Genomic DNA, 18,334 nt, shown 5'->3' with positions numbered 1-18,334 from the left:
CAAGAGATCCGGCCGCGGCGAATGCGGTTGGGGGAGAGCCGGCGGCCCTCCCCGTCCTGTCGTTACCACCAAATTTCCATCTGGGCGCCGAAGGTGACTTCGTCATCCTTGCCGCGGCTGAAGGTATGCATGCTGGTGTCGTTGTAAGCGGTGCCGGCGTTATACCCGGTGTCATCGCCGGTGGCGTAGCCCCACTTCTCGTCCCACTTGGCGTAGGTGGCGAACAGGCGGATGGCCGGACGCGACCAAATGCTGTTGCCCGCCTGCCATTGCTGCGCCAGGGTCACTTTATACTGGCCGTTGCGATCGCCGGTGCGCTGGGATTTGACGTTGTCGTAGCCCGCTTCCAGCAGGGTGCTCATGATCGGCGTCCATTTGTACATCGGGCGCACGCCCACGGTGTACCAGGTGGTGCCGTTGTTGTTGTCGCGGTCAATGTCCTGGAACATGGCGACGTACATCAGCGCCCACTGATCGTTGAAGTCGATGGCGCCGTGATCCAACACGCGGATCATCTTGCCGTTGTTATCGATGGTGGCGCCTTCGTTGCGGCCGTTGTTCTGCGAGGTCATCGAGTCGGTGGCGTACTGCACCACGAACTTGTTGTAACCGTTCAGGATGCTTTGGGTGTGTTCCGCGGTGAACATCCAACCGTCTTTGCTGGCGCCGTCGGCAAGGTGGTAGTGGTCCTGCGCATTGGCGCGGCCGTAGTCCACGCCCAGCTCCAGGGTGCCGCCCGGGTTCAGCTCCAGCCCGGCCAAGCGCACGTCGAAGGTATCGTTGACGGTCGGGCGCTGTTTCCATTCGTTATCCAGATAGCCGTAAGAGCCGCCGGATTCCGAGTTGCGGGTCACGGCAGCGGACAGCTTGCCGAAGCCCAGATCGATGTTTTCCAGACCGGCGCCCGGGCCGGAGATATCCCAGTAGTAGAAGTCGATCATGTGAACGTCATGACGCTGATAGAAACGCTTACCGGCCCACAGCGTGGAGCCCGGCAGCCAGTCGATCAGGTTTTTACCCTGCACGTTGACTTCACGGAAGCCCGGGGTCACGTCTTCCCAGTCGGAACGTTGCGAGACCGAATAGGCCAGGTTGGTGTCGAAGTAGAAGCTCTTGTCGCCTTCTTTCCACACTTCCTGCCCCAGTTTCAGCTCGGCGTAGGTTTCGCATTCGTTGCCGAGACGGTATTTGCTCGCGGCGCCGGTGGCCTTGAAGCACTGTTGCTCACCGCCGCTGCCGGTCCAGCCGATGCCGGAACGGGCGTAACCGTGGAAATCCACGGCCAGCGCCTGGGTAGAGAGAACACCGGCGGCGACAGCCAGTGCCAGAGGAAGTTTGCGCAGAGTAGTCATCATTATTCTCCTGTTATACCGACTTTGATGCTTTAAACGCCCGGCTCCTGGTGCAGCCGTTTACATGCCGTACCGTCTTCACGGAACAGGTGGCAGCGGTGAGGCGGCAGGCCGATGGCGAATGTGGCACCTTCTTCTACCAGCACCACGTCATTCTGGCGGTACACCAGGTTTTGACGGATGGCCGGGATTTGGATATGGATTTGCGTCTCGTTGCCGAGCTGCTCCACCACCTGCACGTCGCCGGTAAGCCGCACTTCAGAGGCTTCGCCGGGCAGCAGATGTTCAGGGCGAATGCCCAATGACAGGTTGGCGCCGGGTTGGACGCCCGCGCCTTCCACCGGCAGCCAGACCAGCTGGCGGTTGGGCAGTTCGACCTGCACCTGTCGCGGCTCCGCCGCGGTCACCTTGACCGGCAGGAAGTTCATCTTCGGTGAGCCGATAAACCCGGCGACGAAGCGGTTGGCCGGGTAGTGGTACAGTTCCAGTGGCTTGCCGACCTGCGCCACGCGACCGGCGTCGAGCACCACGATCTTGTCGGCCAGCGTCATCGCTTCGACCTGATCGTGGGTGACGTAAATCATGGTGCGCTGCAGGCGCTTGTGCAGACGGGAGATCTCGATGCGCATCTGCACCCGCAGCGCGGCGTCGAGGTTGGACAGCGGCTCGTCGAGCAGGAACACGTCCGGCTCGGCCACCAGCGTGCGGCCGATCGCCACGCGCTGGCGCTGCCCGCCGGACAGCGCCTTCGGCCGCCGATCGAGCAGGTGCGCCAACTGCAGCACCTCGGAGACCTGGTTCACCCGTTGATTGATTTCCGCTTTCTTGGCGCCGGCCAGCTTCAGGCCGAACGACATGTTGTCCGCCACCGACAGGTGCGGATACAGCGCGTAAGACTGGAACACCATGCCGATGCCGCGCTCGGAAGGCGGCACTTCATTCATGCGTTTCTCGCCGATCAGCAGGTCGCCGGAGGTGATGTCCTCCAGCCCGGCGATCATGCGCAGCAGCGTCGATTTGCCGCAGCCCGACGGCCCGACAAACACCACAAACTCGCCGTCTTCGATGGTCAGATTGACGTCTTTGGAAATCACGGCCTCACCGAAGGCCTTATAAACGCTGCGCAGTGTCACGCTAGCCATGCGTTACTCCCCTGCTTTCGCAGTTAACATGTCGTGTGAAAATGGCGGAGGCAAAGCCCGCCAAAACCCATTGATGACCCTCTTGCTGCGCGCCGTGCTGCCATGCCAACGGCAAGGTCGCCTCAGACGGCGCGGCCGCCTGAGTATAAGGCTGCAGGTTTATCAGCGCTTCAAGGCATTGATCCTGATGGGTAATAAGTAAGCGCACCACGCCATCGCGCTGGCTGACCGCACTCAGCTCGCCGCGCTGGAAAAGCGGCGAACGGCGCAGGGCCAGCAGCGTCTGGCAGTAACGCAAGGTGGAGTGGCTGTCGTGCTGTTGGCGACTGATGGCCAACGCGCGGTGTTCGATCGCCACCTGCTGATACCAGCTGACTTCGCCGGCGGTGACCTGTTCGGGCGCTTCATGCCACGGCATCGGCGTTTGCGCGCCGCGCGGATCCTGCAGGCCGGCGGCGTGCGGCAGCCCCAGCTCCTCGCCCTGGTACAGGCAGATCGGCGCCGGCAACATCGCCAGCAGCGTCAAAAAGGCGGCGCCGGAACGCAGGTCGCCCTGCCCCCAGCGGCTGACCACCCGAGGCTGATCGGCGTCGCCGGTGCTCCACAGGCTGTCCGCCAACGTGGCGCGGCGGGCGTGCAGCACCGCCACCAGCTTTTCCGCGCTGAACGGCATCACGTCGAGCGCCAGCGCGCCGTGGGCGAACCGCTGCACGTCGGCGGCATGACGAACGCGATGGGCTTCGTCGGCGTACCACAGCGTCAGCCCTTCGCCCGTCACCGCCGTTTCGGCCTCCAGCGCCAGCGTCTGCGGCAGCAACAGACCGTCGATCGACAGCGCTTTCAAGTACGGCAGCGCCGCCAGCATGCCGTGCGCGTCGCCCACGCCGTCCCCGTTTCCGTCACGGAAACTAGCCGGATGGATCCGGTACAGGGTGGGCTGAGTGGCGATAGGCATTGACGACATAAATCCGGTATCCCTGCTGCGCGTGGCGTTGAAAATCGATGGGCCGATAGTGCGGGAGTCGCCGGAAAGGGTAATCATCCGTAACAGGATTTTTCATGGGGGAGGAGACGGGAGGATGAGAGAACGACCGCGGCGATGAGAAGTTCCGCGCTTAAGGCAAATCTGTGATCAAGCCGGCAAAAATCGCCCCCCTATTTTGTGCCTGACGCCACAGAATAGAGCGCAACGTTAACTGGATCACACTCCTCATCTCAGGGGCGTAGAGGGGGGGAGGATGAGAATATGTCGCGTTGTGACCCACTATGATCGCGAAACGTCTCTCCTTGATTTATGTGCCCACAAAAAGAAGGACTGGATTATGACTCGCAGCATTACCCTCGCCCGTACGCTGGCGCTCTCGGCACTGGCTACTCTGGTGCTCTCTTCTTCCGCCTTCGCCAAGATAGAGGAAGGCAAACTGGTTATCTGGATCAACGGCGACAAGGGCTATAACGGCCTGGCCGAAGTCGGCAAGAAATTCGAAAAAGACACCGGCATCAAAGTCACCGTCGAGCATCCCGACAAGCTGGAAGAGAAATATCCGCAGGTGGCCGCCACCGGCGACGGCCCGGACATCATCCTCTGGGCCCACGATCGCTTCGGCGGCTATGCGCAGTCCGGCCTGCTGGCCGAAGTCCACCCGTCCAAAGCCTTCCAGGACAAGCTGTTCCCGTTCACCTGGGACGCCGTGCGCTATGACGGCAAGCTGATCGGCTACCCGATCGCCGTCGAAGCGCTGTCGCTGATTTACAATAAAGACCTGGTCAAACAGCCGCCGAAGACCTGGGAAGAGATCCCGGCGCTGGACAAACAGCTGCGCGCCAGCGGCAAAAGCGCCATCATGTGGAACCTGCAGGAACCCTACTTCACCTGGCCTATCATCGCCGCCGACGGCGGTTATGCCTTCAAGTATGAGAACGGCAAATACAACATCAAGGATGTCGGCGTCGCCAACGCCGGTTCGCAGGCCGGCCTGCAGTTCATCGTCGATCTGGTGAAAAACAAACACATCAACGCCGATACCGATTACTCGATCGCCGAAGCCGCGTTCAACAAAGGCCAGACCGCGATGACCATCAACGGCCCGTGGGCCTGGAACAACATCGAGCAGAGCAAAATCAACTACGGCGTGACGCTGCTGCCGACCTTCAAAGGCAAACCGTCCAAACCGTTCGTCGGCGTGCTGACCGCCGGCATCAACGCCGCCAGCCCGAATAAAGAACTGGCGACCGAGTTCCTCGAGAACTATCTGCTGACCAACGAAGGGCTGGCGGACGTCAACAAAGACAAACCGCTGGGCGCGGTGGCGCTGAAGTCCTACCAGGAAACGCTGGCCAAAGATCCGAAGATCGCCGCCACCATGCAGAACTCGCAAAACGGGGAGATCATGCCGAACATTCCGCAGATGAGCGCTTTCTGGTACGCCGAACGCAGCGCGGTGCTCAACGCCGTCAGCGGCCGCCAAACGGTGAAAGCCGCGTTGGACGATGTGCAGACCCGTATCACCAAGTAATGTCGTCGTGCGGGGCGCCGTGGCCCCCCGCCGTTGCTTCACAGAAAGGAACGCCCTATGCAATTCGCTCACGCCGGGACGCCCGCGCGTAAAAAATCGAAGTGGTGGCAAAGCGACGCGCTGAAATGGCTGGTGGTCGGCCTGTTCAGCCTGGTGACCTGCTACCTGATTGTGTTGATGTATGCACAGGGTGAATACCTGTTCGCCATCCTGACGCTGATCCTGGTCAGCGCCGGGCTTTACGTCTTCGCCAACCGCCGCGCCTACGCCTGGCGCTATGTGTATCCCGGCGTCGCCGGCATGGGATTGTTCGTCCTGTTCCCGCTGATCTGCACCATCGCCATCGCCTTTACCAACTACAGCAGCACCAACCAGCTGACGTTTGAGCGCGCGCAATCGGTATTGATGCAGCGTCAGTTCCAAAGCGGCAAAACGTTCACCTTCGGCCTCTACCCGGCGGAAAACCAGCAGTGGCGCCTGCAGCTGACCTCGCCGGACAGTGAACAACCGCTGATTTCCGAGCCTTTCCGCCTCGACGCGACGCCGCCGCTCCCCCTGAAATTGACGGCCCAGAGCGCCGCGCCGCAGGGCGAACCCGCCACGCTGCGGGTGATCACCCAGAACCGGCAGGCGCTGAGCCAACTGGTGGCGCAGCTGCCGGACGGCGATGAATTGCGCATGAGCTCCCTGCGCCAGTTCTCCGGCACCCGTCCGCTGTATGCGCTGGACAAAGACGGCAGCACGCTGACCAATAACCAGACTCAGGTGCGCTACCGGCCGAACGGCGACATCGGCTTCTATCAGGCGATCAACGCCGACGGCGGCTGGGCGCAGGAAACCCTGAGCCCAGGCTATACCGTCACCACCGGCTGGAAAAACTTCCTGCGGGTGCTGCAGGACGAGGGCATCAAAAAACCGTTCGTGTCGATCTTCATCTGGACCCTCGTGTTCTCGGTGATGACGGTGATCCTTACCGTGGCGGTCGGCATGGTGCTTGCCTGCGTGGTGCAGTGGGAGGCGCTGAAAGGCAAGGCTATCTACCGCGTGCTGCTGATCCTGCCCTATGCGGTACCGTCGTTCATCTCGATCCTGATCTTCAAAGGCTTGTTCAACCAGAGCTTCGGCGAGATCAACATGATGCTCAGCCACCTGTTCGGCATCAAACCGGCCTGGTTCAGCGATCCGCTCACCGCCAAGAGCATGATCCTGATCGTCAACACCTGGCTCGGCTACCCGTACATGATGATCCTGTGCATGGGGCTGCTGAAGGCAATCCCGGACGATCTGTACGAGGCCTCGGCGATGGACGGCGCCAACCCGTGGCAAAACTTCTTCCGCATCACCTTCCCGCTACTGATCAAGCCGCTGACGCCGCTGATGATCGCCAGCTTCGCCTTCAACTTTAACAACTTCGTGCTGATCCAGCTGCTGACCAACGGCGGCCCGGACATGATCGGCACCACCACGCCGGCCGGCTATACCGATCTGCTGGTCAGCTACACCTACCGCATCGCCTTCGAAGGCGGCGGCGGGCAAGACTTCGGGCTGGCGGCCGCCATCGCTACGCTGATCTTCCTGTTGGTGGGCGCGTTGGCGATCCTGAATTTGAAAGCCAGCAAGATGAACTTCGATTAGGGAGAATAACGATGGCCATGGTTCAACCCAAATCCCAGCGCCTGCGCCTGTGGATCACCCACATTTTGATGCTGTGCTTTATCGCCCTGATCATGTTCCCGCTGCTGATGGTGGTGGCCATCTCGCTGCGCGCCGGCAACTTCGCCACCGGCAGCCTGATACCGGAAACCCTCTCCTGGGATCACTGGCGGCTGGCGCTCGGCTTCAGCGTCACCCACGCCGACGGCAGCGTGACGCCGCCGCCGTTCCCGGTGCTGCTGTGGCTGTGGAACTCCATCAAGATCGCGGCGATCACCGCCATCGGCATCGTGACGCTGTCCACCACCTGCGCCTACGCCTTCGCCCGCATGCGTTTTCGCGGCAAGAGCACGCTGCTGAAAAGCATGCTGATCTTCCAGATGTTTCCAGCGGTGCTGTCGCTGGTGGCGCTGTACGCCTTGTTCGATCGCCTGGGCCAGTACATTCCGTTTATCGGCCTCAACACCCACGGCGGCGTAATCTTCGCCTATATGGGCGGCATCGCGCTGCATGTCTGGACCATCAAGGGCTATTTCGAAACCATCGACAATTCGCTGGAAGAGGCGGCGGCGCTGGACGGCGCCACGCCGTGGCAGGCGTTCCGTCTGGTGCTGTTGCCGCTGTCGGTGCCGATTCTGGCGGTGGTGTTCATTCTGTCGTTTATCGCCGCCATCACCGAGGTGCCGGTGGCGTCGCTGCTGCTGCGCGATGTAAACAGCTACACGCTGGCGGTGGGCATGCAGCAATATCTCAATCCGCAGAACTACCTGTGGGGCGATTTCGCCGCCGCCGCGGTGCTGTCGGCGATACCGATTACCGCCGTGTTCCTGCTGGCGCAGCGCTGGTTGGTGGGCGGCCTGACGGCCGGCGGCGTGAAGGGGTAATTTGTGCCACTGCAGTGCGTTTGATGTTTTTCCGCGATAGCGGCAATCCTGTGTCTTTGGCGGCCTTTGGCCGCCATTTTTATCGCTACTCCCGTTTCAGCCGATCGGTGTTGACCAGATAGAGCGTCACCACCAGCACCAATATCGCCGCCGCGTAGATCAGGGTGTCGATGGGATTTTTGTGATCCACGATAATCAAACGAATAATCGCGGTAATGCCGATATAAATAAAATAGCGCAGCGGGAAATGATAACCCGACTCAAAATACTTGACGATCAAGGCGATAAATTCAAAGTACAGAAAATAAATCACGATGCCTTCAATCAACAGGTAAGAGGACGACTCTTCACTGTTGATAAATAACACCTTCGCCAGATGGATGGTTTCCTTGACCAGAAACACCACCAGAATTGCCGCCAGCAGCAACAGGCCCACGTTCAGCACTCGCTGCAGCCCTTTCGCTATCATTATCGAACGCGACGTTTTTGCCATAAAACCTCTCTCTGAATACCGCTTATATGATTCAAGCTTGCCAATATAGGCATTGTCCTAAAAATTACGCCCTTCGCGAAAGCACTTTAAACCCCATTTAATTCATAAAGTTATAATAAGATGTTTCTGGCTTATAGATTTGTAGCAAATCGAAATGTCAACTATCATGGGTCACAGAGATCTTTACATAAAACCAATAACCTCGAATTAACAAGGGAATTCTTTATGCGCGCTAAACTTAACGGACTGGTCGCTGCGGGCCTGTTTACCTGTGCATTGTCCGGCCACGCCGCCGGCCTGGTAGCCCCTGACAACGATCTGCGTAACGATCTCGCCTGGTTGTCTGACCGCGGCGTCATCAACGTCAGCCTGTCCACCTGGCCGCTGAGTCAGGAAGAGATCAGTTCCGTTATCGCGCAGGCCAAACCGGTCACCAATACCGAGAAAAACGTCATCGACCGCGTGCAACGCCGCGTTGACGCCCTGAAAGCCAACATCCGCGTCAGCGGTTACGCCTCGACCGATAAACCCGGCACCCCGCAGGGCTTCGGCCAAAACGAGTACGCCGACGATCGCCTGACCATCGGCGCCGGCGCCAACGGCGAGTTCTGGGACGTGCGTCTGCAGGGCTCGGTGGAAGGCGACCAGCGCGTCAGCGACGGCTCCAAATTCAATATGAACGGCTCCTACGGCGCGGTGAAAATCTGGAACCAATGGCTCTCCTTCGGCGAGGTCTCCCAGTGGTGGGGCCCGGGTTACGACGGCAGCCTGATCCGCTCCGACGCCGCGCGCCCGGTCGCCGGCTTTATGCTGCAGCGCGCCGACCAATCGCCGTTTGAAACGCCGTGGCTGTCGTGGATCGGCCGCTGGCAATACCAGTTGTCCGCCGGCCAGCTGTCGCAGTACAGTTCTGTACCGCACACCAAACTGATCGGTGGCCGTTTCACCATGATGCCGACCGACTTCCTGGAATTAGGGGCATCGCGCATCATGATGTGGGGTGGTGAAGGCCGTCCGCAGTCGTGGCGTTCCTTCTGGGATGGCGTAACTGGCAACGACAATACCGGCGATCCGAAAAACGATCCGGGCAACCAGTTGGGCGGCTTTGATTTCAAACTCAAGCTGCAGCCGCTACTCGGCATACCGGTCAGCTTATACGGTCAAGCCATCGGTGAAGATGAAGCCGGTATGCTGCCGTCGCATAATGCCTACTTACTGGGGCTGGAAGGCCATCCGGAATGGGGCCCGACCACCATCAACTGGTATATTGAAGGGGCGGATACACGTTCTGAATTCAGCACCAAGAATGTGATCTATCAACACTATGTTTATCGCGGCGGTTACTATCAGCAAGGCTACCCGCTGGGCCACGCCATGGGCGGCGACGGACAGATGCTGTCCGGCCGCGTCGAGCTGGTACTGGACGATAGCCAACGCTGGAGCACCCGACTGGTGTACGCCAAGGTGAACCCAAGCAATCAGAATTATAATAAGGCATTCCCGAAATCCGATACGCTGAAAGGCATTCAGCTCGGCTGGGGTTACACCTTCCCGTCACAGGTTAAGTTCGACACCAGCCTGTGGTACACCGACAACGATCACAGCACCGCCGATGACGTGGGCGCCGGCGTCAGCTTCGAAGTGCCGATCAACCTGTAACTTTTTGCAGACGTAAAAAAACCCGCCGCGGCGGGTTTTTTTATTGGCTCAGATCAGGCGATTAGCGCCATTCCTTGAAGCGGTTGATCAGCGCATTGGTCGAGCTGTCGTGGCTGCTGATTTTCTCGCTGCCCGCCAGTTCCGGCAGGATGCGGTTGGCCAGCTGTTTGCCCAACTCCACGCCCCACTGATCGAAGGTGAAGATGTTCAGGATTGCGCCCTGGGTGAAGATCTTGTGCTCGTACAACGCAATCAGACTGCCCAGGCTGAACGGGGTGATTTCACGCAGCAGGATCGAGTTGGTCGGACGGTTGCCTTCAAACACTTTGAACGGCGCCACGTGTTTGACCTGCTCAGGGGTTTTACCCTGCGCCGCGAACTCGGCTTCCACCACTTCCAGCGACTTGCCGAACGCCAACGCTTCGGTCTGGGCAAAGAAGTTGGACAGCAGTTTGGCGTGGTGATCGCCCAGCGGGTTATGGCTGATGGCCGGCGCGATGAAATCGCACGGCACCAGCTTGGTGCCCTGGTGGATCAGTTGGTAGAACGCGTGCTGACCGTTAGTGCCCGGCTCGCCCCAGATGATCGGGCCGGTCTGGTAATCCACCGGATTGCCGTTGCGATCGACGTACTTGCCGTTGGATTCCATGTTGCCCTGCTGGAAGTAAGCGGCAAAACGGTGCATGTACTGATCGTACGGCAGAATGGCTTCGGTTTCGGCGCCGAAGAAGTTGTTGTACCAAATACCGATCAGCGCCAGCAGCACCGGCAGGTTTTTCTCCGCCGGCGTTTCGGCGAAGTGCTTATCCATGGCGTGCGCGCCGCTCAGCAGCTGCTCGAAGTTGTCGTAACCGATGGACAACGCGATCGACAGACCGATCGCCGACCACAGCGAGTAACGGCCGCCGACCCAGTCCCAGAATTCGAACATGTTGTCGGTATCGATGCCGAACTCGGCCACCGCTTTGCCGTTGGTGGACAACGCAGCGAAGTGCTTGGCCACGTGTTGTTGATCGACGGCGCTGCTCAGGAACCAGTCGCGCGCGCTGTGGGCGTTGGTCATGGTTTCCTGAGTGGTGAAGGTTTTGGACGCCACCAGGAACAGCGTGGTTTCCGGGTTCAGCGGCTGCAGCGTTTCGGCGATGTGGGTGCCGTCAACGTTGGAGACGAAGTGCATGTTCAGGTGGTTTTTATAAGGGCGCAGCGCTTCGGTCACCATGTAAGGGCCGAGATCCGAACCGCCGATGCCGATGTTCACCACGTCGGTGATCGGCTTGCCGGTGTAGCCTTTCCACTCGCCGCCGATGACGCGCGCGCAGAACTGTTTGATCTTGGCCAGCACCGCGTTCACTTCCGGCATCACGTCTTTGCCGTCGACCAGGATCGGGCTGTTGCTGCGGTTGCGCAGGGCAATGTGCAGCACCGCGCGATCTTCGGTGCGGTTGATCTTCTCACCGGCGAACATCGATTTGATGGCGCCTTGCAGATCGGTTTCTTTCGCCAACGCCTGCAGCTTCTCCAGGGTTTCCTGCGTGATGCGGTTCTTGGAATAGTCCACCAACATTTGATCGTTGAAGGTCGCGGAGAACCTGGAGAAACGATCGCTGTCCTCGGCGAACAGGTCGGCGATCCGTACGTCTTTCATCTGTGCATAATGTTGCTGCAGGGCTTGCCAAGCAGCGGTTTGACTAGGATTGATATTTTTCATAGCAACACTCTTAGGCTTGAGAATAAAAATGACGCGTTTGTCCGATTGTAGCCTGTTCGACTGTGATTATGATCGCTTTTCTTGCGATAGGCGCTAACTGTCAACGCATTGCCGCCTCGTTTCAGCTTTCACTCTATACTTTTGGCTAACGGCCTGTTATCGGGGTTGCCGAATTGTCATCAGGCTGTGTCATCGTCGCTTATTTCGTCATTTGAAAGGGATCTCGCTTATGGAATTATCCGCCCCACTCATGTTGGTGCTTATCGGCCTGGCGTCGCTGCTGGCGCAGTGGCTGGCCTGGCTGCTGCGCCTGCCGGCCATCTTGCCGCTGCTGCTGTTCGGCATCGTGCTCGGCCCGACGGTGCATCTGGTGCAGCCGGATCTGCTGTTTGGCGATCTGCTGTTTCCGCTGGTGTCGCTGTCGGTGGCGATCATCCTGTTCGAAGGGGCGCTGACGCTGCGTTTCGAGGAAATTCGCGGCCTTGGCGGCGTGGTGCGCAATCTGGTCACCGTCGGCATGCTGGTCACCTTTCTGGTCATCAGCCTCGCCAGCTGGTGGCTGCTGGATTTCCCGCCGGAGCTGGCGGCGTTGATCGGCGCGGTGACGGTGGTGACCGGGCCGACGGTGATCGCCCCGCTGATGCGCGTCGTGCGGCCGAACGCCAATATCAACCAGGTGCTGCGCTGGGAAGGGATCGTCATCGATCCGGTCGGCGCCATCTTCACCCTGCTGGTGTTCGAGTTCATCGTGCTAAAGCAGAATGCGGAATCCTATACCCACCTGTTTTGGACGCTGGGCGTGACCGCCGCCGTCGGCCTGATCGCCGGCGCGCTGTTCGGCTATCTACTCGGCCTGGCGCTGCGCCGCGTCTGGCTGCCGCGCTACCTGCAGAACCTGGCGGTGCTGGCGATCATGCTGACCGCTTTCGGCGTTTCCAACGCCATCGCCGACGAATCCGGTTTGCTGACCGTCACGGTCATGGGCATCTGGCTGGCCAACATGCGCGACGTGGACACCAGCGATATTCTGGCGTTCAAAGAAGAGCTGTCGGCGATCCTGATCTCGGCGCTGTTCATCATTCTGGCGGCGCGGCTCGACATCCAGGCGCTGTGGAACATGGGCTGGCCGCTGCTCCTGTTGCTGCTGGCGGTGCAGTTCATCGCCCGGCCGCTGTGCATCGCGGTGTCGACCTGGCGCTCTTCCCTGCACTGGCGCGATCGGTTGCTGTTGTGCTGGATCGCCCCGCGCGGCATCGTCGCCGCGGCGGTCAGCTCGCTGTTCGCGCTGACGCTGCAGCGCAGCGGCTATCAGGGCGCCGACCGGCTGGTGACCGTGGTGTTCGCCATCATCATCGGCACCGTGGTGTTGCAAAGCCTGACCAGCGGCATGATGGCGCGCTGGCTGCGGGTGCAGCAGCAGAAACCGCGCGGCGTGCTGATCGTCGGCGCCAACAGCGTGGCGCGCATGCTGGCGCAGGCGCTGATCAAGCTGAACGTGCCGGTGATCGTCACCGACAGCAGCTGGGAATACTACCGTCAGGCGCGCATGGACGGCATTCCGGCCTACTATGGCCACGCCTACTCCGAACACGCCGAGAACTATCTCGATCTGAGCAATATCGCCCAGGTGCTGGCGCTGTCGCCCAATCGTCACCAAAACGCGCTGGCCGTCTATCACTTCGGCCACCTCTTCGGCGAGGATCACGTGTTCGCCATTCGCTCGGGGGCGCCGTTGAAAGGGCGCGGCGCCAGCGCGGAAAGTTCGCGTTTCCGCCGGCACGAAATTTTATTTAATCAGGAAGCCACCTACGGCCGCCTGAGCAGCCTGCTCGCCAGGGGGGCCACCATCAAAGCGACCAAATTGAACGAAAATTTCGGTTGGTTGGAGTATTTGGAAAAACATCAGGGCGTTATCCCGTTATTCAGCCAAAAGGAAGACGGTTCTCTGCAACCGATTGGCGCCGGTTCCACGCCTGCGATGCCCTGTACGCTTATCGCGCTGGTGCAAGATGAAAATCCCTCACCGTCTGTACGTTGACAGAATGACGATAACCGGCTATTCCTAACAGCCTACTTGCGCACCCGGTGCGCAAGCCAGAAGAGGCGCGTCGCCCAGGTAGAGTGTCAGAGGAGCCGTTTCTCCGTTGACGGCACCCGAGGGGGAGCGACGCCGAGGTAGGGTAATGGCCGGCCATTATCGTATCGACTACAGGGGCTGAATCCCCTGGGTTGTCACCAGGGGATCGCCCGCAGGGCGATCGACAAGGTGGGGCGCTTCTGGGTGTATCGTAGCCTGACCTCTACGCCTGCCCCCTGTTTACCGCTCTCCCCTTGTGCCAAGGCTATGGAATTACAGTGCCCCCAAACGGGCATCCCTGACACGAGGTTTCTACATGAACCAAGCAGTACCCCAGAATTCCACCGTGGTAGCCAAGTTCGGCGGCACCAGCGTCGCCGACTTTGAAGCCATGAACCGCAGCGCCGACGTCGTGCTGGCCAACCCGCAGGTCCGCCTGGTGGTGTTGTCCGCCTCGGCGGGCGTCACCAACCTGTTGGTCGCCCTGGCCGAAGGTTGCGAGGCCGAGAAGCGCAACTACCAGCTTGATGAAATTCGTCGCATCCAGTACGCCATCCTCGATCGCCTCGCCGCACCTGCGGTGATCCGCGACGAGATAGACCGCCTGCTGGAAAACATCGCCATGCTGTCGGAGGCCGCGTCGCTGGCCACCTCGACGGCGTTGACCGACGAGCTGGTCAGCCATGGGGAGCTGATGTCCACCCTGCTGTTCGTTGAAATCCTGCGCGCCCGCAACGTGCAGGCCGAATGGTTCGACGTGCGTAAAGTGATGCGCACCGACGATCACTTCGGCCGCGCCGTGCCGGACAGCGCCGCGCTCAGCGAACTGGCGCAGGCGCAGTTGCGGCCGCGTCTGCAGGAGGCGCTGGTGGTCACCCAGGGCTTTATCGGCAGCGAACCGAAAGGCCGCACCACCACGCTCGGCCGCGGCGGCAGCGACTATACCGCCGCGCTGCTCGGCGAGGCGCTCGGCGTCGGCCGGGTGGATATCTGGACCGACGTGCCGGGCATCTACACCACCGATCCGCGCGTGGTGCCGGCAGCCAAGCGCATCGATAAAATCGGTTTCGAAGAGGCGGCGGAAATGGCCACCTTCGGCGCCAAAGTGCTGCATCCGGCCACCCTGCTGCCGGCAGTGCGCAGCGATATTCCGGTGTTCGTCGGCTCCAGCAAGGATCCGGCGGCCGGCGGCACGCTGGTGTGCAACACCACCGAAAACCCGCCGCTGTTCCGCGCGCTGGCGCTGCGCCGCAAGCAAACGCTGCTGACGCTGCACAGCCTGAACATGCTGCACGCGCGCGGCTTCCTGGCCGAGGTGTTCAACATTCTGGCGCGCCACAATATCTCCGTCGATCTGATCACCACCTCGGAAGTCAGCATCGCGCTGACCATGGACACCACCGGCGCCACCTCCGTCGGCGGCAGCCTGCTGACCACCTCGCTGTTGACCGAGCTGTCGTCGCTGTGCCGGGTGGAAGTGGAAGAAAACCTGGCGCTGGTGGCGATCATCGGCAACCAGCTGTCACGGGCCTGCGGCGTGGGCAAAGAGGTGTTCGGCGTGCTCGATCCGTTCAACATCCGCCTGATCTGCTACGGCGCCAGCAGCTATAACCTGTGCTTCCTGGTGCCGGGCGAAGAAGCCGAGCAGGTGGTGCGCACCCTGCACCACAACCTGTTCGAATAAGTCATTATCCCTGATTGCGGGCGCAGCATGCTGCGCCCCTGCGTCTAAAAAATCCGTTCAAAACCGGCAGGGGTTCAGCTTGTTGAACCCGCAAAAAAACACAACCACACCCACCGTTCTCAATCTGGCTAAGGAAAACCTGCATGCTGGCAATTCTCACGCGCTTATTCCCCCTCTGGGCGATACTGCTGTCCGTCGCCGCCTATTACACGCCGAGCACCTTTACCGGCATCGGCCCCTACGTCAGCCCGCTGCTGATGCTGATCATGTTCGCCATGGGCGTCACGCTGCGGCTCGACGACTTCAAACGCGTGCTGGCGCGCCCCGGCCCGGTGGCGGCAGGCATCTTCCTGCATTATCTGATCATGCCGCTGGCGGCCTGGATCCTGGCGATGCTGTTCCGCATGCCGCCGGATCTGTCCGCCGGCATGGTGCTGGTGGGCAGCGTGGCCAGCGGCACCGCGTCCAACGTGATGATCTACCTGGCCAAGGGGGACGTGGCGCTGTCGGTGACCATCTCGGCGGTCTCGACGCTGGTGGGGGTGTTCGCCACGCCGCTGTTGACCCGCCTGTACGTCGATGCCGAAATCAGCGTCGATATCATGGGCATGCTGCTCAGCATCCTGCAGATCGTGGTGATCCCGATCGGCCTGGGCCTGATCGTCCACCATACCTTGACCCAAACGGTGAAGCGCATTGAGCCGCTGCTGCCGGCGCTGTCGATGGTGTGCATCCTGGCGATCATCAGCGCGGTGGTGGCGGGCAGCCAAAGCCACATCGCCTCGGTCGGCCTGGTGGTGATCGTCGCGGTGATCCTGCACAACGGCATCGGTCTGTTGAGCGGCTACTGGGGCGGCAAGCTGTTCGGCTTCGACGAATCCACCTGCCGCACGCTGGCGATTGAAGTCGGCATGCAGAACTCCGGGCTGGCGGCCACGCTGGGCAAAATCTACTTCTCGCCGCTGGCCGCGCTGCCGGGCGCGCTGTTCTCGGTCTGGCACAATCTCTCCGGCTCGCTGCTGGCGGGTTATTGGTCCGGACGCCCCATCAAGAAAAAATAAGCCGCCTGCGGGGACGCAAACATTTGCGCCCCCGTTCTTCTCTGCGAAATTTCGTATTTCCCACTGGTCGGATTGTCATAATTCCTCTCATCCTCTATCATCCGTGAAAAATAAAAATTCAGATTCTTCCTATCCATGCCGATAATGTTGGCAAGGGGGAGAGATGCTCCACTTTTTTTAATTAATTAAGTCACCAGGGTTGCCCGCCAAAAAAGAAGCAGCCTAATTATTATTTAGATCTATACCCACCGTCTTATTTGCTGCGGCAAATCGAGATACCTCGCAATGTGCATGTCGCTCATTATTTCGGGCCGGCCGTCGGTCGCCCGTGGTTAACCTCATGGATTGGGCTGGCTGCCCCGGCAGCCTCTCATAATGGATTACAATGATAAAAAAAATCACCGCCTTGATGCTGCTGGTCAGCACGGCCCTTTCCGCTGAAACCCTGCCGGATTCCCACATGATGCGGGATATGTCGATGGGGGAATCACGCCGCGCGCTGCAAGACAGCACGCGTGAAGTCAACCAGCTGATTGAACAGCGCCGCTATCAGCAACTGAAGCAACAGCGCCTGCTGGCGGAACCGGAACCGGCCGCGCCCGCCCTGCCGCAATCCGCGCAGTGCCTGCCGATCGCCGGCGTTTACCTGCAAGGCATTACCCTGCTCTCGCCGGCCGATTTGTCGGCCCTGAGCGCGCTGCCGGAAAACTGCATCAGCAGCAACGATATCAATCGCCTGACCCGCGAATTAACGCGCCTTTATGTGCAAAAAGGCTATATCACCGCGCGCGTGCAAATTGTTCGCCCTAATTCGCAGGGGGAATTGGGGCTGAGCGTGACCGAAGGATTTATCGAGAAAATAGAAGGCGGCGATCGCTGGGTCAACAGCCGATTATTATTTCCAGGGCTGGAAGGCAAGCCGCTGAAATTAACCGAACTCGATCAAGGATTGGATCAGGCCAATCGTTTGCAATCGAATACCACCAAGCTGGATATATTACCCGGCCGCCAGGTTGGCGGTTCGGTCATTCGTTTGCGCAATCAGCACGCCAAGCCCTGGCTGATTACCGCCGGCACGGATAATTACGGCCAGAAAAGCACCGGCCAGTGGCTGGCGCGCGCCACCGCCACGCTGGACAGCCCGTTCGGCCTGTCGGACTTCGTCAGCCTGAACGCCAACAGCACGTTGGAAAACCCGGCTCACCGCTACAATCGCGCCTACACCCTGCTCTATTCGCTGCCGTACGGCGCGTTCACCTTCAGCGGGTTCGCCAGCTTCTCGTCCTATGAGAACCACCAGCAGCTGCCGCACAACGTGGTCAAACTGCACGGTCAGACTCAACAGTACGGGCTGCGCAGCGACTACGTGTTTTATCGCGACCACGATCAGATAGACAGCCTGAGCGGCCAGTTGACCTACAAGCGCATCGACAACTACTTCGAAAGCGTGCGTCTTGAGGTCAGCAGCCCAACGCTGACCCTGGCCGAGCTGAGCGCCAGCCACCTGCAAATTCTGCCCCATGGGGTATTCAGCGCCAACCTCAGCGTCGAGCAGGGCCTGCCCTGGCTGGGCGCCGATCGCCACCCGAGTTCGGTGCACCTCGACAGTCAATTCACCAAGGGCAAGCTGTTCGCCAACCTGAGCCAGCGCCTCAAGCTGGGTGACGCCACCTATCAGCTCAACAACCTGTTCTACGGCCAATACAGCCGCGACCCGCTGCCCGGCGTGGAGTGGCTTAGCCTTACCGATCGCAGCGCCGTGCGCGGCTTCAGCCGCAGCACCCAGTCCGGCGACAACGGCTGGTATCTGCAGAACACGCTGTCGCGCAGCTTCAATTTAGGCGCCGCCACGCTGACGCCGCGCCTTGGCGCCGACGTCGGCCGCATTCTGCCGCGTCAGGACAACTCGGGCTGGCGCAGCAGCGCCGGGGTGAGCAGCGGCGCCACGTTACGCTACCGGCAGGCGCTGGTCGATCTGGAGGTCAGCCGCGGCTGGATTTTGTCGAACCACGCCACGCCTGAAGATCCCGTTCAGGTGCTGGCGCGCTTTTCTTACACCTTTTAATCAGCAGTTTTGCAGGACCCCACGGCAATATACGGAGATA

13 protein-coding genes and 1 riboswitch are annotated in these 18,334 nt (G+C 60.4%); of the genes, 8 read left to right on the top strand and 5 right to left on the bottom strand.

Going from position 1 to position 18,334, the window contains the following annotated elements; all coding sequences use genetic code 11:
- Window positions 1–62: 62 nt before the first annotated feature.
- Genes ACJ8PE_RS09660 through ACJ8PE_RS09650 form a run of 3 tightly spaced genes read right to left on the bottom strand, consistent with a single transcriptional unit; the run spans window position 63 to window position 3,458 of the window.
- Window positions 63–1,355: a maltoporin gene (locus tag ACJ8PE_RS09660; protein ID WP_049288181.1), complete on the bottom strand. Its 1,293-nt coding sequence runs from the start codon at window positions 1,353–1,355 to the stop codon at window positions 63–65.
- Window positions 1,356–1,384: 29 nt separating this feature from the next.
- Window positions 1,385–2,494 (bottom strand): maltose/maltodextrin ABC transporter ATP-binding protein MalK, encoded by a 1,110-nt coding sequence (malK, locus tag ACJ8PE_RS09655; protein ID WP_016930284.1) that lies wholly within the window; start codon window positions 2,492–2,494, stop codon window positions 1,385–1,387.
- Window positions 2,487–3,458: an alpha-amylase family glycosyl hydrolase gene (locus ACJ8PE_RS09650; protein ID WP_197759863.1), complete on the bottom strand. Its 972-nt coding sequence runs from the start codon at window positions 3,456–3,458 to the stop codon at window positions 2,487–2,489. The genes malK and ACJ8PE_RS09650 overlap by 8 nt, the downstream gene beginning before the upstream one ends.
- 358 nt (window positions 3,459–3,816) lie before the next feature.
- Between ACJ8PE_RS09650 and malE the strand changes: the two genes are divergently transcribed.
- From malE to malG, 3 genes are read left to right on the top strand one after another with little or no spacing between them, the layout of a single operon-like run.
- Entirely contained in the window at window positions 3,817–5,010 is a 1,194-nt protein-coding gene (gene malE, locus ACJ8PE_RS09645; RefSeq protein WP_033651209.1) for a maltose/maltodextrin ABC transporter substrate-binding protein MalE, read from the top strand.
- A 57-nt stretch (window positions 5,011–5,067) separates the two neighbouring features.
- A complete protein-coding gene (gene malF / locus ACJ8PE_RS09640; protein ID WP_047573502.1) occupies window positions 5,068–6,645 on the top strand; it encodes a maltose ABC transporter permease MalF in 1,578 nt (525 codons plus the stop codon).
- A gap of 11 nt (window positions 6,646–6,656) precedes the next feature.
- A complete protein-coding gene (gene malG, locus ACJ8PE_RS09635; RefSeq protein WP_025304466.1) occupies window positions 6,657–7,547 on the top strand; it encodes a maltose ABC transporter permease MalG in 891 nt (296 codons plus the stop codon).
- Between the two features lie 85 nt (window positions 7,548–7,632).
- Here the strand turns inward: malG and psiE are convergent, their stop codons facing one another.
- Window positions 7,633–8,040 carry a phosphate-starvation-inducible protein PsiE gene (gene psiE, locus ACJ8PE_RS09630; protein WP_442536753.1) on the bottom strand — a complete coding sequence of 136 codons (408 nt, stop codon included), beginning with the start codon at window positions 8,038–8,040 and terminating at the stop codon, window positions 7,633–7,635.
- A 225-nt stretch (window positions 8,041–8,265) separates the two neighbouring features.
- Here psiE and ACJ8PE_RS09625 point away from each other — a divergent pair, with 225 nt between their 5' ends.
- Window positions 8,266–9,699, top strand: a complete 1,434-nt coding sequence (locus ACJ8PE_RS09625; RefSeq protein WP_089197507.1) for a capsule assembly Wzi family protein — start codon at window positions 8,266–8,268, stop codon at window positions 9,697–9,699.
- Window positions 9,700–9,760: 61 nt separating this feature from the next.
- Here the strand turns inward: ACJ8PE_RS09625 and pgi are convergent, their stop codons facing one another.
- Complete coding sequence (pgi, locus tag ACJ8PE_RS09620; RefSeq protein ID WP_033651205.1) at window positions 9,761–11,407, bottom strand: glucose-6-phosphate isomerase; 1,647 nt, start codon at window positions 11,405–11,407, stop codon at window positions 9,761–9,763.
- A 229-nt stretch (window positions 11,408–11,636) separates the two neighbouring features.
- On the opposite strand from pgi, the gene ACJ8PE_RS09615 reads away from it, so the two are divergent.
- The 4 genes from ACJ8PE_RS09615 (at window position 11,637) to ACJ8PE_RS09600 (ending at window position 18,294) form a co-directional block, all read left to right on the top strand.
- The gene (locus tag ACJ8PE_RS09615; protein ID WP_004936687.1) at window positions 11,637–13,445 is read left to right on the top strand and encodes a cation:proton antiporter; all 1,809 of its coding nucleotides are present in this window, start codon (window positions 11,637–11,639) and stop codon (window positions 13,443–13,445) included.
- Between the two features lie 52 nt (window positions 13,446–13,497).
- Window positions 13,498–13,692: riboswitch (Lysine riboswitch) on the top strand.
- A 108-nt stretch (window positions 13,693–13,800) separates the two neighbouring features.
- Complete coding sequence (gene lysC, locus ACJ8PE_RS09610; protein ID WP_042785471.1) at window positions 13,801–15,168, top strand: lysine-sensitive aspartokinase 3; 1,368 nt, start codon at window positions 13,801–13,803, stop codon at window positions 15,166–15,168.
- Window positions 15,169–15,311: 143 nt separating this feature from the next.
- A complete protein-coding gene (gene panS / locus ACJ8PE_RS09605) occupies window positions 15,312–16,229 on the top strand; it encodes a ketopantoate/pantoate/pantothenate transporter PanS (RefSeq protein WP_033644388.1) in 918 nt (305 codons plus the stop codon).
- Between the two features lie 385 nt (window positions 16,230–16,614).
- A complete protein-coding gene (locus tag ACJ8PE_RS09600) occupies window positions 16,615–18,294 on the top strand; it encodes a ShlB/FhaC/HecB family hemolysin secretion/activation protein (protein WP_033651202.1) in 1,680 nt (559 codons plus the stop codon).
- Window positions 18,295–18,334 lie beyond the last annotated feature (40 nt).

The sequence above is a fragment of the Serratia sp. CY74737 genome (assembly GCF_052166775.1).
Taxonomy (GTDB): Bacteria; Pseudomonadota; Gammaproteobacteria; order Enterobacterales; family Enterobacteriaceae; genus Serratia; species Serratia ureilytica.
This window is presented reverse-complemented; position numbering and strand designations above follow the sequence as displayed.